General features: G+C 70.1%; 9 protein-coding genes. All 9 read left to right on the top strand.

Annotated elements, in window-relative coordinates; all coding sequences use genetic code 11:
• Nucleotides 1–155 precede the first annotated feature (155 nt).
• Nucleotides 156–2,708 carry a hypothetical protein gene (locus IE263_RS01085; protein WP_189931198.1) on the top strand — a complete coding sequence of 851 codons (2,553 nt, stop codon included), beginning with the start codon at nucleotides 156–158 and terminating at the stop codon, nucleotides 2,706–2,708.
• 567 nt (nucleotides 2,709–3,275) lie between these two features.
• Complete coding sequence (locus tag IE263_RS01080) at nucleotides 3,276–4,163, top strand: NAD(P)-binding domain-containing protein (protein WP_189931197.1); 888 nt, start codon at nucleotides 3,276–3,278, stop codon at nucleotides 4,161–4,163.
• A 206-nt stretch (nucleotides 4,164–4,369) separates the two neighbouring features.
• Nucleotides 4,370–5,599 (top strand): glycosyltransferase, encoded by a 1,230-nt coding sequence (locus IE263_RS01075; protein WP_189931196.1) that lies wholly within the window; start codon nucleotides 4,370–4,372, stop codon nucleotides 5,597–5,599.
• Entirely contained in the window at nucleotides 5,596–7,404 is a 1,809-nt protein-coding gene (locus IE263_RS01070) for a right-handed parallel beta-helix repeat-containing protein (RefSeq protein ID WP_189931195.1), read from the top strand. The genes IE263_RS01075 and IE263_RS01070 overlap by 4 nt, the downstream gene beginning before the upstream one ends.
• 82 nt (nucleotides 7,405–7,486) lie before the next feature.
• A complete protein-coding gene (locus IE263_RS01065; protein ID WP_189931194.1) occupies nucleotides 7,487–9,454 on the top strand; it encodes a right-handed parallel beta-helix repeat-containing protein in 1,968 nt (655 codons plus the stop codon).
• Between the two features lie 63 nt (nucleotides 9,455–9,517).
• A complete protein-coding gene (locus tag IE263_RS01060) occupies nucleotides 9,518–10,393 on the top strand; it encodes a polysaccharide lyase (RefSeq protein ID WP_229910736.1) in 876 nt (291 codons plus the stop codon).
• Nucleotides 10,394–10,431: 38 nt separating this feature from the next.
• On the top strand, nucleotides 10,432–11,196 hold the full coding sequence (locus tag IE263_RS01055; protein WP_189931193.1) for a nucleotidyltransferase family protein: 765 nt from the start codon (nucleotides 10,432–10,434) through the stop codon (nucleotides 11,194–11,196).
• Nucleotides 11,197–11,439: 243 nt separating this feature from the next.
• Nucleotides 11,440–12,858 carry a phosphomannomutase/phosphoglucomutase gene (locus IE263_RS01050; RefSeq protein WP_189931192.1) on the top strand — a complete coding sequence of 473 codons (1,419 nt, stop codon included), beginning with the start codon at nucleotides 11,440–11,442 and terminating at the stop codon, nucleotides 12,856–12,858.
• Nucleotides 12,859–13,169: 311 nt separating this feature from the next.
• Nucleotides 13,170–14,486, top strand: coding sequence for a phosphatase PAP2 family protein (locus IE263_RS01045; RefSeq protein WP_229910735.1), 1,317 nt, complete (start codon nucleotides 13,170–13,172; stop codon nucleotides 14,484–14,486).
• The last annotated feature ends 49 nt before the right edge of the window (nucleotides 14,487–14,535 follow it).

Genomic DNA, 14,535 nt, shown 5'->3' with positions numbered 1-14,535 from the left:
AGGTTCGATCGAAGAGTGCCCTCCCGCGTGCACAGACCCAGGGAGCGACGGGACGCGGAGGGTGCAAGGGAGCGTGAGAGGGGCCCGCGAGGCGGCCTGTCACCGCCAGGAGTTATTGTCCGGCCTGCTCGTTTCATTTTTTTCACAGGAGCTCCATGCGCCTCAAGCAGGTCTCGCTCGCCGCGGCCCTCTCGGTCGTCGCCGGGCTGACCACCGCCACCGTCGGCCTCACCGGCTCGGCCGCCGTCGCCGACAGCACCGCGGCGCTGCCGCTGTCCGGCTACGCGGACATGCTGGTCGACACCGCTCACCGGCACGTCTTCCTCAGCCAGGGCGCCGGCTCGACCGGCATCGTCGTGACCGACCTGTCCGGCGCGCCCGTCGCCACCCTCGCGGACGAGCAGGGCGCCACCGGACTGGCGCTGTCCCCCGACGGCGGCACGCTGTACGCGGCTCTGGCGGACGGCGACGCGATCGCCGCCATCGACACGGCGACGCTCACCGAGACCGGCCGCTGGTCCACCGGGACCGGCAGCGCCCCGGTCTCCGTCGCCGTGGCGGGCGGCCGCGTCTGGTACGGATACACGGCCGACGGAAAGGGCGCCATCGGATCGGTCGACCCGTCCGCCCCCGCTCCGCAGGCCACCCCCCAGCCCGCCATGTCGCACTGGTCGGTCGCCCCGCTGCTCACCACGGGCGGCGGCGTGCTCGCGGCCGAGGAGCCGCAGCAGAACCTCAGCCACGTGGCCACCTTCGACGTCTCCTCCGGCACCCCGTCGGTCAAGGCCGACACCCTCGTCCACGGCGGCACGGCGACCGGACTCGACGTCACCGGCGACGGCACGAAGGTGCTGCTCGCCGCCCCGCAGCAGCCCGCCCTGAAGGCGTACCGCAGCTCGGACCTCGCCGCCGCCGACCCCGCCGTGTACTTCACCGGTGGCGCGAACTCCGCCCCGAACTCGGTCGCGGCCGACACCGACGGCACGATCGCCGTCGCCGGCACCTCCGGCGTCCACCTCTACGCCGGCTCGGACACCCTCGCCGAGAACCGGGTCACCTTCCCGTCCGGCACCACCGTGGCCCCCGACGGCCTGGAGTGGGGAGCCGACGGCACGACGCTCTACGCCGTCACACGGGACTCCTCGGGCGCCTACACCCTCAACGTGCTCGACGCCCCCAAGCTGACCGACACCCAGCTCTCCCTGGAACACCCGAAGTACGCGGTCCCCACCGAGCAGTACACGATCACCGGCTCGCTGAGCACCCGCGGCTTCCTGCCGGCCGGCGCACCGCTCCAGGTCACCCGCGACGGCACGGCCCTGCCCGACACCACGGTCGGCAAGGACGGGACGTTCGCGATCAGCGACACCCGGCAGGACGAGGGCACGTACACCTACCAGGTGGCGTACGCCGGTGACGCGACGCACCGGGCCGCGACGGCCTCGCTGACGGTGTACGTGGCGAAGCTGCCGACCACCCTCACGGGCCCGGACATCAGCTCGGCGAGCCCCGGCTCGGTCGTCTTCACCGGCGCGCTCTTCACCCAGCTGGGCTTCGGCAGCCTCCCCCAGGGCACCACGGTCGAGGTGGCCAGGAGGAACGACGCCACCCAGGAGACGGTGCAGCTCCCGTCCGTCCCGGTCGACCCGGCCACCACCGGGTTCACCGTCACCGACGCCCCGGGCAGCGCCGGACAGTTCACCTACATCCTGTCGTACGCGGGTGACGCCACCCACCAGCCGACGTCCGCCGGCATGAGCTTCGTGGTCTCCCCGTACGCCCCCACCCTGACGCTGAACGCCCCGGCGACCGCGACACGCGGGGCCGCCCTGACCTTCGGCGGCAAGCTCGGCGACGGCCCGTACGGCAGCGGCCAGACGGTCACCGTCTCCCGCACGGACGCCGCCCACACCACGACGCCGGTGAAGTGGACCGTGCCCGTGAGCGCCGACGGCACGATCACCGTGAAGGACACGCCGTCCATCGGCGGCGCCAACACCTACACGGTGAGCTACCCGGGCGACGCCTCCCACCGGGCGGCCACCACGTCCGCGATCGTCCAGGTGTCCCGCGCGGCGACGGCCGTGTCCGTCACCACCAACGCGTCCTCGTACGCGTACGGCGCGACGGCCACCGTCACCGCGCACCTCGGCACGACGTACAACAGCCGTACGGTCTCGATCTGGGCCACGCCCCACGGCGGCACGAAGGCGCTGGTCAAGACGGGGACCGTGGACGCCAAGGGCAACCTGACGGCCACGTACAAGCTGACCCGCAACACGACGTTCACGGCGTCCTTCGCGGGCGACCACCGCTACGCGCCGGCGACGGCCACCCGCGTCGCCAACGCCTATGTGAAGGTCGCGACGGCCCTCGGCGGCTACTACACGAGCACCACGTACAGCGGCATCACCTACCGCGTCTACCACCGCACGGTGAAGCCGACGGTGACCGCGACCGTGACGCCGAACAAGGCGGGTCAGTGCCAGCGCTTCCAGGTCCAGCAGTACTACAGCGGAGCCTGGCGCACGCTGACCACGTCGGGCTGCTACGCCCTGGCCGCGAACAGCACCGCGAAGACCCAGCTGACCCTCACCAACGCGCTCAACCAGAAGTTCCGGGTCCGCTCCCAGTACGAGCGCAGCACCAAGGACAACACCAACCTGAGCACGTGGGGCGGCTGGCTCTACTTCACGGTCAGGACCTGAGGCCCGTACAGGAGGCCCCCGCCGGAGGGCGGCGGGGGCCGGACGGGAGCGGCTGCACAGTGCGCTGCAGCGAAGAGGTGAGGAGGCCTGAGGTAAACCTCATGTGTAGGAATGTAAAGGCCATGTAATTACGCTCCGCACACTCAGGTATATGCCAGGAGCACCCTTACAAGGGGCGACTTTTACTCTTCCGACATAAGTAGTTAACAGCCGTACCTCCCTCCATGTGTGGATCCCGTGTATAACTTCCTACTGTCTGACTTTTAGCGACAGGCGCCAAGTGGGGGTGCCGTCACTTGATGCAGCACTGACAGGGGGTTTGGGGGCTTTCGCCGACGGCGTTTTCTCACGCTGTCGCGTCGTCGGCCGCACGCCACAGGGGAGGCGTGCCGATGCCGGACACACTTCAGTGAATCCACGGTGAGCTGTGCTCAGGAGCAGCCACCGGTGCTGACCATCGTATTCCGCGCGGTTTGGCATGTGCCTTTCTCCGTCGCCGGATTCCAGCATTCCGCTTGCGTGTTCGGTGTGCCCTCCGCACCCGAATCCGAACAGGAGACGATTCAAATGGCCAGAATCTTCATCGTCGGTTCCGGTGTCGTCGGAACAGCCACCGGCAAGGGATTTCTCAACGCCGGACACCAGGTGAGCTTCATCGACGTGGCGCCGCAGCGCCTGGACCACCTGCGCTCCCAGGGACTGGACGCGCGTGCCGAACTCGACCTCGCCGCCGAGCCGGACGCGTTCATCTTCCTCACGCTCCCCACGCCCAACGTCGGCCACCGCTACGACCTGTCCGCGTTCGAGGCGGGCACCGCCTCCGTGGGCGAGGCGCTGGCCGACGCCACGGCCACGCACGTCGTCGTGGTCCGCTCCACGGTCCCGCCGGGCACGGCCGAGGGTCTCGTGCAGCCGCTGCTGGAGAAGCACTCCGGCAAAACCGTCGGCGAGGGCTTCTCGCTCGCCAGCAACCCGGAGTTCCTCCGTGCGGCCACCGCGGTCGAGGACTTCCGTCACCCGTGGATGACCGTCATCGCCTCGCGCAGCATCCGCACCCGGGAGCGGCTGGCCGAGTTGCTGGCACCCTTCGGCGGTGAGACACGCACCTTCTCGAACCCCGCCGAGGCGGAGTTCGTCAAGTGCGCCCACAACATCTACAACGCCACGAAGATCAGCTTCTGGAACGAGATGTGGCTGGTGGGTCAGCACCTCGGTCTGGACCTCGACCCGATCGCGCAGACCGTGGCCCGCTCGGCGGAGGCCTCCTACAACCCGCACTACGGCATCCGGGGCGGTGCCCCGTACGGCGGTGTCTGCCTGCCGAAGGACACCCAGGGATTCCTCGGCCTCGCCGCGGCGATCGGCGTCGACATGCCGCTGCTCAAGGCGGTCGTCGCCGTGAACGACAAGCTCGCCGAGGTGGCCGAGATGGAGGCGGAGGCCCTGACCGCCTAGGCCCGGCGGCCGACACGAGCAGGAACGGTTCTGCGCGGGCCGATTCTGGGCGGTTTCCCGGGCAGGAACGGTTCTGCACGGGCCGGCTCCGGGCGGTTTCCCGGGCCCGATTCCGGCCGCCGGGCGTTTCACTCCGCTGCCGCGCCGCATGGCCGGCGCGGCAGCGGAGGCTGTCAGACACCTGTGGACCCAACGAGAACAGGCCTATGAGCGGACTCTTCGACACCACCCTGCTGGACTTCCGGTACTACCTCGTCTACCTGCCGCTGGGCGTACTCGGGCTGGTCCGCTGGACCTGCTGGCTCGTGCGGCGCGCGCCTGCGGCTCTCTACCGGTCCGTGACGAACGACCACTCCCTTCCGATCGGCATCGTCGTGCCGGTGTACCAGGAAGACCCGGAGATCTTCGCCCACGCGATCGAGTCGTGGCTGGCGAACGAGGTGGACGAGGTCGTCCTGGTCATCGACGTCACCGACAAGGCCTGTCAGGAGATCGCGGCGCGCTATCCGGTGACCGTCGTCATCACCGACGTGCCCGGCAAGCGTGACGCCCTGCGCAAGGGTTGGGAGGCGTGCTCCACCGACCTGGTGGCGCTGGTCGACTCGGACACCATCTGGGCGGACGACGTCGCCCAGGAGGTGTGCAAGCCCTTCGCCGACCCCAGGATCGGCGGGGTGGGGACCCGGCAGAACGTGTACAACCCCAAGGGTTTCCTGCAGCGGGTCAACGACATGTTCCTGGACTACCGGTACTTCGACGAGAACGCCGCGCAGACCGTCATGGGCCGCGCCGTCTCGTGCCTGTCCGGGCGCACCGCCGTCTACCGGCGCGAGCTGCTGCTGGAGATATCCGACGACTTCATGGCGGAGACGTTCTGGGGCGTCCCCTGTATGTCGGGCGACGACAAGCGGCTGACCACTCTCATCCTGGAGCGCGGTCACCTCACCTACATGCAGCGCTCCGCCCGCGTCTGGTCGACCTTCCCCGGCACGCTGCGGATCTTCCTCAAGCAGCGGCTGCGCTGGGCACGCAACACCTGGCGCTCCGACCTGAGGGCGCTGTCGCACCGCTGGGTCTGGCGGCACCCCTTCCTCGCCTTCACCATGATCGACAAGGGGGTCAGCAGCTTCACCCTGCTGTTCTCGCCGTTCTTCATGACCTGGGCGATCATCCGGCAGGACTGGTTCTTCGTCGCCTGTCTGGCCGGCTGGTGGTGGGTGAGCCGGTCGATGAAGATCCTTCCGCACCTGGTGCGCAAGCCCTCGTCGTTCTTCCTGGTGCCCGGCTTCGTCCTGATCTCGTTCATGATGGCGGTCGTCAAGCTCTGCGCGCTCGCCACCATCCGCAAGCAGCGCTGGCTGACCAGGCAGGTGTCGGTGGAGAACGGCGTCGTCGTCAGGACCGCGCAGCCCGCCGGGGCGGAGGTCGCGGCATGAGGCACCTCACCCGCGTCGCAGGCGCCGCCCTCGCCGCGGCCGCCCTGCTGGCCGCCGTCGCGCCCGCCGCCCAGGCCGCCGGTGCCGCCCAGGGCGACCCGGACGTCGCCGCCTGGCAGCGCAGCGGACGCCCGGACCGGCTGATGGTGGTCAGGCCCGGCACCGCCGCACTGATCAGTCACGGCTCCGTGGTGAAACGGCTGTACCCGCCGTACGGACCGCTCCCGCTCAGCTGGCTGGCCGCCAACGCCGGCCGCGAGTGGGTCGGTTACGTACCGGTGAAGGCGGGTGAGTCCAGAACCGTGCGCATCAACACGGCCGTGCTGCTCACTCCCGGCACCACCCTGCAGATGGGCCGCCGCACACCCACCGTGCTGATGACCGCCGGGAAGACCGCCGCCTCCGGCACCTGGATCAGCGGCAGCCGGGCCAACCTCGACATCGACGATGTCACTTTGACATCCGCAGCCGCAGACGGGACCGACCCGGCCCCCGCGGACATGGCCGGACGCCCGTACCTCGCCATGGGTGCGGGGGGCCGCATGACGATCACCGGCACAGAAGTGATCGGCTTCGGCCGGGGGGCCGGCGCCCCGAGCCGGGAGTCCGGCGTCACCTGGGGCCGGACCGCCACCGGCTCGGCCACCGGCTCGACGTTCCAGGGGGGCCGCACCGGCCTGCGACTGACCGGATCGACCGAGGTGGCTCTCGACAAGGTCACCGTCAAGGGGTCCGTCCAGGACGGCGTCGTGCTGGACGGCGACCGGGGCACCACCGTACGAGGGCTGACCGTCGAGGGCAGCGGCGGCAACGGTGTGACCGTCGGCGGCACCGACCGCCGCAGTCTGTCCGGCATCACCACCAGCGACAGCCACGGCACCGGTATCAAGGCCACCGCCCAGCGTGGCCTGACCCTCACGGCAACGGCCTCGCACCACGACGCCGGCGGCGGAGTCCGGCTGGTCTCCTGCGTCTCCTGCACCCTCGACCAGGCCGTGGTGGACGGTGCGCCCTCCGCGATCAGCGTCTCCGGCCCGGGCGCACGGGTGACCGTGCGCGATGCCCGGCTCACCGGCGGCGGGGACGGCGCCGGGGTGGCGCTCGCCGCGGACATCGCCGGTGCCACCGTCACCGGCGGCACGATCAGCGGCTTCGACCGGGGCATCGCGATCGGCGGTCCCGACGTCCGGGTGGACGGGACCACCGTCACCGGCGCCGGCACCGGCGTCGAGGTCTACGGGCGCGCCCGCGACGTCGCGTTGCACTCCGTGGTGGTCCGCGGTGGCCGGGCGGGAGTCACCGCCTCGGCCACCACCACGGACGTCGTCCTGTCCGACGTCCGGATCAGCGGCACCTCCCGCAAGGGCCTGGCCTCCGCGTCCGAGGGCCTCGTGGTCACCGGCGGGTCGGTCTCGGGCGCCCTCACGGCCGTCGACCTCGGCGCCTCCGCCCGGCTGGAGAAGCTGACCGTCAGCGATGCCCGACGGGGAATGCACCTGGCCGCCGGCGTGCACGCACGCGGCCAGGGCCTGGACATTCTCGCCGAACGCAAGGGAATCCAGGCGGACGCGGACGCGTGGATCAGCATCACGGACTCGCGGGTGAGGGCCCCCACCGCCCTCTCCGGGAAGGGCACGATCAAGCGGCTCGGGCACACGGAGGTGACCCTGCCGCCGTTCCCCTGGCTCGGGTTCGCGGCGCTGGTCGCACTCGTCCTCGCCGTTCTGCTCCAGACCGTCCACCAGGTCCGCCACCGCAGGACACCGCGGCCCCGGGTGGCGGCCCACGTGCGGAACACCGCATGACCTGGCGGCACCGCCGCATCCAACACCCGCAACACCCCCGCAGTTCAGTGCCGAACGGCGGGGGCCATGTCAGGAGCCTCGCATGAACGACCAGCCACTCAGACCAGCCGCGACCACCCGAAACGGTGCCCGACGCGTTGCCGTCTACCTCAGCGTTCTCGGAGTGCTGACCGGCCCCATCGTGCTGTTCGGAGCGCCGGCCCAGGCCGTCGCGTGCTCCGGCCAGGTTCGCTACGCCGGCAGCACCAACACCATCTACCTGACCTCGGGCACCGCGAGCCTGTCCGACATCCACGCCCTCTGCCCGTCCGCGCCCCTGGTGGAGACGGACCCGGGCACCAGCACCTGGGAACTGAGTGCGGACCTGGTCGTCCAGAACGGCGCCACCCTCGAACTGCACGGCACACCGGTCGGCGGCGACGTCGACGCCCTGCGGCTGCGCAGCCTGTCCGACAACGTCGCCACTCACGTCAGCGCCATCACCGCGCAGTACGGCGACATCGACATCAACACCGTCCACATCACCTCGTGGGACGATGCCACCGGCGCCCCGGACACGGACCCGTACCTGCCCGCGAACGCCGCGGCCGGTTCACGGGCGCGCTCCTTCATCCGGGCGATCTCGTACCTGGACGCCGACGGCACGCCGCGTGAGTCGCGGATGGACATCAAGGACAGCGACATCGGCTACCTCGGCTCCCACGCCGCCGAGAGCTACGGCGTGTCCTACAAGGGCCGCGGCTGCGACTCCACCCACCTCGACGTGTGCGCGGCACTGAACGTCTACGGCTCGCAGACCAACAGCCGGTTCCACCACAACTTCATGGGCACGTACACGTTCAACGCGTACGCCATGACCTTCATCGGCAACGAGTACGACCACAACGTGATGTACGGGCTCGACCCGCACGACGACTCCGACTACCTGACGATCAAGCACAACCACGCGCACGACAACGGCGACCACGGGATCATCTGCTCGCAGCGCTGCGACCACCTGGAGATCGCGTACAACGAGGTCGACCACAACGGCATACCGCCGTACGTCCCGCCCGGCGACGACGACCCGTCGGACAACCAGGTCCACGGCATCATGATCCACCGCGGGGTCACCGACAGCGTCATCGAGAACAACCACGTCCACGACCAGCCCAACGGCGCCGGCATCGCGGTCTTCGACAGCAGCGGCGACACCATCCGCAACAACATCGTCACCGGCGCGGAGTACGGGCTGCGCTACAGCGTCGGCTCGAGGGACGTCACCACGACCGGCAACACGGTGACGAACAGCAGCCAGTACGCGGTCTTCACCTACCAGGGCTCGGACATCCCGGCCTACACCAACAGCTCCGGCCGGCCGAGCGACCTCGTCTTCACCGGCAACACCTTCGACACGACCTCCAGCAACGCGGTGAAGCTGAACCAGACCGACGGGACGGTCTTCTCCGGCAACGCGTTCAGCGGCACGTTCTCCTCCGGTGTGCTCACGCAGTGGAGCACGGGGACCGTGTTCTCCGGCAACACCGTTCCCACGTCGCTGACGTACTCGGTGAAGGGTGACCCGGCCACTCCGGGCAGCATCGTCTTCGAGGACATCAAGCAGTCCACGAAGGTGGCGGTGGACTCCGTCGGCTCGGCGTCGTTCACCGGCTCCGCCGGCACCGTCTACAAGGCGAGCGGCTACCCGGCCGTCCCCACCACGCTCGGCTCCTCGGGGACCGGCAGCACGGCGACGCTGACCGCGGCGACCGTCGGCACCTCCCAGGTGACCGTCACCCCGCAGTCGGTCGCGGTGGTCCCCGCGAGCGGCACCGCCACGGGCCGCGTGCCCACCGGCGCCGGAGCATACGAGGTCCTGGTCGAGCCTGGCACCGCCGGCACCGACCTCGCCTTCACCGCCACCGGGCTGACCGCCGGCACCAGGTATGTGCTGACGGCGGGCGGCACCACGATCGCCGGCGGCACGGCCTCCGCCGACGGCACCCTCACCCTGCACACGGTGCCGAGCACGACGCAGGAGGTGAACTACCGGGTCGTCAGGGCGAGCTAGCGGACCGTGAGAGGACCTGACCCCCAGATCGACAGTCCGGCACACGAGACGGGAGCGGCGGCAGTGCGCAGACGGCAGTTCATCAAGGCTTCCGGGGCCGCCACGATCGGTACGGGGCTCGCCGCCTGCTCCTCCGGACCGGGGAGCGGCACGTCCGGATCCCCGGGCCGCTCCGCCGGCTCGGCCACCCCGCTGAGCGCGGACCCGGCGGCCCTGGCCCGGTTCTTCGGCCCCCGGCTCACGGCACGTGCGGACGGCTCGTTCGGCCTCTCCCGCGCCGAGCTGCTGCCGGGAAGCCACCCCGTGCTGGGCGGGCTGCTGCGGGTGCACTACCCGGCACGCTCCGCCAGCCCGACCGTGGCGCGACAGTACGGCCTTCCCCAGGGAGGGGCGCAGCTCTACCTCGAGCTGCTGCACGGCTCCGTCGACTTCCTCCACCTTCGTTACTACGTCCGGTTCCCGGACGACTTCGACTTCGTCAAGGGGGGCAAGCTGCCCGGTCTGTACGGCGGGACGGTGACGAGCGGCCGTCGTATTCCCGACGGCGACGACGGGCTGTCCACCCGCTACATGTGGCGCGCGCACGGCGCCGCCGAGGTCTACGCCTATCTGCCGACGTCGGTCGCCCACGGCACTTCGCTCGGCCGTGGTTCCTGGGACTGGCCGCTCGGCCGCTGGGTGTGCGTCGAACAGGCCGTACGCCTCAACCGGCCGGGCCGCTTCGACGGGAACGTGACCGTCCACGTCGACGGGCGGCAGGTGATGAGCCGGGGCGGACTGGAATTCCGTACCACCGACCGGCTCGGCATCGACGGAGTGCTCTTCTCGACCTTCTTCGGCGGCAGCGACCCGAGTTGGGCGACGCCGCGTTCGCAGTACGCCGACTTCGCGGCGTTCGCCGTGTCCGACCGCCCGATCGACCCGCTTCGAGGCATCTGAACGTTCGTCCGAACCTTCGTCCTGGGAGGGACCCCACCATGACCATCACGCATGACACGGCTCCCGCCATCACCGGCTGGGGCGGATCACACGTCCGACAGGCCGTCATCCTCGCCGGCGGGCAGGCCAGCAGGCTGCGCCCCTACACGGACCACATCCCCAAGGCCCTGGTGGAGGTGGCCGGACGGCCCATCTTCGAACACCAGGCGCACTGGCTGGCGGCCGAGGGCATCGAGGAGGTCGTCATCTCCTGCGGCTACAAGGCCGACGTGCTGCGCGCGTACGTGGACGCGAACCGGCTTCCGCTGCACGTACGGGTCGTCGTCGAGGACGAGCCGCTCGGCCGCGGCGGCGGCCTGAAGTACGCCGCCGCCCACCTCCCGTTCCCCGGAGAACGGTGGGCGGGCCTCAACGGCGACATCCTCACCCGCTTCTCGCTGCGCGACCTGGCGCGGGCGCACGTCGAGCGGGCCGCGCTCGCCACGCTGGCGGTGACGCCGTTGAAGTCGCCGTACGGGATCGTGGAGATGACCCACTCCGACCGGGTGACGAGCTTCACGGAGGCGCCGGTGCTGCCGCACTGGATCAACGCGGGGGTGTACCTGTTCGAGCCGGAGGTCACCGCGCTCCTGCCGGACCTGGGCGACCACGAGGACACCACCTTCCCCGGGCTGGCGCAGGAGGGCCGGCTGTCGGCGTACCGGATCAACGGGTACTGGCGCGGCGTGGACAACGCCAAGGACCTGAAGACGGCGACGAAGGAGATCACGGCGTTCGGCTGGGTCCAGGCGGTCACCGCCTAGCCGAAACGCCAGTGACTCCACGGCTGGCGGAAGCCGTCACCAACGACGTATCCACACGTCATGGCCCTGAACGGCTCGCTCATCGCTGGTACTGCGCCCAGCAGCCCGGTGCCCGACAGGAGGCCGCCGCTTCGGCGGACGCGGAGTCGGCTCCGCGTCCGTGGGGCCGTGACGCGAGGTGCCTCGCCCCGGAGCCGGGGGCCGTCGGCCCCGACCTGCCCCCGACAACGAGAGGGTTTTTCCGTGCCCGACTACTCCCAACTCGTCAAGGCCTACGACATCCGTGGCGAGGTCCCCGTACAGCTGAACGCCGACCTCGCCCGCAAGACCGGTGCCCTCTTCGTCCGGCTCACCGGCGCGCCGCGGATCGTGGTCGCTCGCGACATGCGCGACAGCAGCCCGGAGCTGGCCGCGGCGTTCGCCGCCGGGGCGAACGCCGCAGGGGCGGACGTCGTCGAGGCCGGGCTCGGCTCCACCGACTACCTGTACTACGCCTCCGGCAGCCTCGACCTGCCCGGTGCGATGATCACCGCCAGCCACAACCCGGCCAAGGACAACGGCATCAAGCTGTGCCGCGCCGGAGCGGCGCCCATCGGTGAGAGCTCCGGGCTGGGGCAGATACGGTCCTGGCTGGAGGCCGACGACATTCCGGTGCCGGCGGCCCGCCCCGGCACCCTCACCTCCCGGAATCTGCTCGGCGACTACGCCGCCCACCTGAACGCCCTCGTCCCCCTCAAGGGCAACCGCCGCCTGACCGCGGTGGTGGACGCCGGCAACGGCATGGCCGGCCACACCGTGCCGGCCGTCCTCGACGGACTGCCCGTCGACGTCGACCCCCTGTACTTCGAACTCGACGGCACCTTCCCCCATCACGAGGCCAATCCCCTGGACCCGAAGAACCTCGTCGACCTTCAGGCCCGGGTGCGCGCCGTCGGCGCCGACATCGGCCTCGCCTTCGACGGGGACGCCGACCGGTGTTTCTTCGTCGACGAGCGCGGCGAGGCGGTGTCCCCCTCGGCCGTCGTCGGCCTGGTCGCCGGCCGTGAGCTGGCCCGTCACCCCGGCTCGGCCGTGGTGCACAACGTGATCACCTCCGCGGCCGCCGTCGAGATCATCCGTGAGCAGGGCGGCACGCCGGTCCGTTCCCGGGTCGGCCACTCGTTCATGAAGGCCGCGATGGCCGAGCACGACGCGGTCTTCGGCGGCGAGCACTCCGGCCACTACTACTTCCGCGACTTCTGGCGTGCCGACACCGGGATGCTCACCGCCCTCCACGTGCTGGCCGCCCTCGGCGAGCAGGACCGCCCGCTGTCCGAGCTCGCCGCCGGCTACTCCCGCTACGCGGCCTCCGGTGAGATCAACTCCGTGGTCGCCGACGTGACCGGCACCCTTGACCGGGTCGAAGCCGTCTACCGCGGGGAAGGGGTCACCACCGACCGGCTGGACGGGCTGACCGTGGACCTGGGCGACGGCCGCTGGTTCAATCTGCGGCCGTCGAACACCGAGCCCCTGCTGCGGCTGAACGTCGAGGCGCCCCTCCAGGGGGCTGTCGACGCCCTGCGCGACCGGGTACTCGGCCTCGTGCGGACCGCACCCAGAGCAGCCGGCCTCGACGCGACCGCCCGCACGGCACGCCGGGAAGCTGCGGCACGCGGCGAGTGATCGCAGAAGAAACCGACAAGGAACAAGGCCCGGGTCTTCGACCTGGGCCTTCTCCATGGAGGGGGGTGACATGCTGTGCCCGCGGCCGGGGCGCCGTCCAGAAGCCGGAACCCGGACGGTGATCCTTCCATCTTCCTGTGCCGGAAGCCACGTCGACGCCCGGCGTCGGAGGCCGAGCCAGGCCCCCGACGGGCTGCGCTTCGTGAGGGAGAATCGACTAAAAGTTGAGACATAAGATATCGCGGGTGTTTTCTCGGATAACCCACAGAATTGCGGCCGTGTGGCGGCAACCACGAGCGAGACTCTGGGCCGTGGCGGGTGTGGCGACCCTCGGATTCCTCATCACGCTGGAGATCGTCGCGCGTCGCTACGGCCTGCAGGGGCCGATGACCCACCAGGTTCAAGAGGTGATATTCGCCCCCAAATCGGGGCCTCTGCTGTACGCCAGTATGGCGTTGATGATGGTGGTACTCACCTGGCGGCAACGGTTCATCGCGGTCGGTGCCGCGATCGGTATCGACGTCGTCTTCTTGTTGGTCCGGTGGGCGGTCGACGCCAGGACGACCGGCGGCCACCCCTTCGGCAACGGCGCGTTGTGGGTGATTCTGGGCTGTGCGGTCATCGCTGTCACGCGCCGCACCGGCCGGGAACGTGTTCTGCTGCTGAAGGGCGTCGGGCTGGGCCTGCTGCTGGTGGCCGGCCGCAAGACCGGAGACACCTGGCTGCTCATCACCTCGAAAACCCGCCCGGCGGTGCTCGACCAGTACCTGGCGACCGCCGATCACGCGCTGGGCAACCCGTCGTGGCTGGTGGGCCGGGTTGTCACGGCCACCGGCTCGATCGGCTTCAATTTCCTCGACTTCGTCTACGGCCAGCTCGCGGTGGCCGCGGTCGTCGTCGCGCTGTACCAACTGCGTCACGTGGCGGTCGAGCGCCGCTTCCCGCGCCATCATCTGGTGCGCACGTTTCTGGTGATCGGCCTCCTCGGGCCGGCCATCTACATGATCTTCCCGGTGGTCGGACCGGTCTTCGCGTACGCCAACGGCACCGAACACTGGGCGGCGGTCAGCCTGTGGGCGGAAACGCATCCCACCGGGCACTGGGCGGTGGCCGATCTGTGGCCGGAAACGCCGCCGCCGATCAACGCCCCGCACCGCATGCCGTTCGACGAGATCACCCCACGTAACTGCATGCCCAGCCTGCACACGGCGTGGGCGGTCGCGATCTTCATTCATACCCGGCAGGGCCCGAGGGTTCTGCGCTTCGCAGGCACGTTCTGGCTGATCGCCACGCTCGTCGCAACGCTGGGATTCGGCTACCACTACGGCGTGGATCTCATCGCCGGCGTGGTGTTCACCCTCACGGTCGAGGCGGCTCTGCGCGCGTACGACCGCGGCTGGGACCGATCAGGGATCCAACTGGTCGCTTACGGCGCAACAGTCTTCGCCGCGCTCCTGGTGTCGTATCGCTGTCTGCCGTTGGAGATGGCCGAACATCCGTGGGTCTACGGACCACTTCTCATACTGGCGATGACCTCAGTGGTCTACGGCTACGTACGGACCACCACACTGTGGGAACCGAGGACCGCATCGGAGCGGCAACCGGAACCGCAACCCGAACCGGTGTGAATCACCTTGCGCCGGTTGCGTGCTGAGCCCCCAGGTCCGACCCGGGGGC

The sequence above is a fragment of the Streptomyces aurantiogriseus genome (assembly GCF_014649375.1).
GTDB classification, from domain to species: domain Bacteria; phylum Actinomycetota; class Actinomycetes; order Streptomycetales; family Streptomycetaceae; genus Streptomyces; species Streptomyces aurantiogriseus.
Note: the sequence above shows the minus strand (reverse complement) of the source record. Positions and strands in the feature narration are given on the sequence as shown.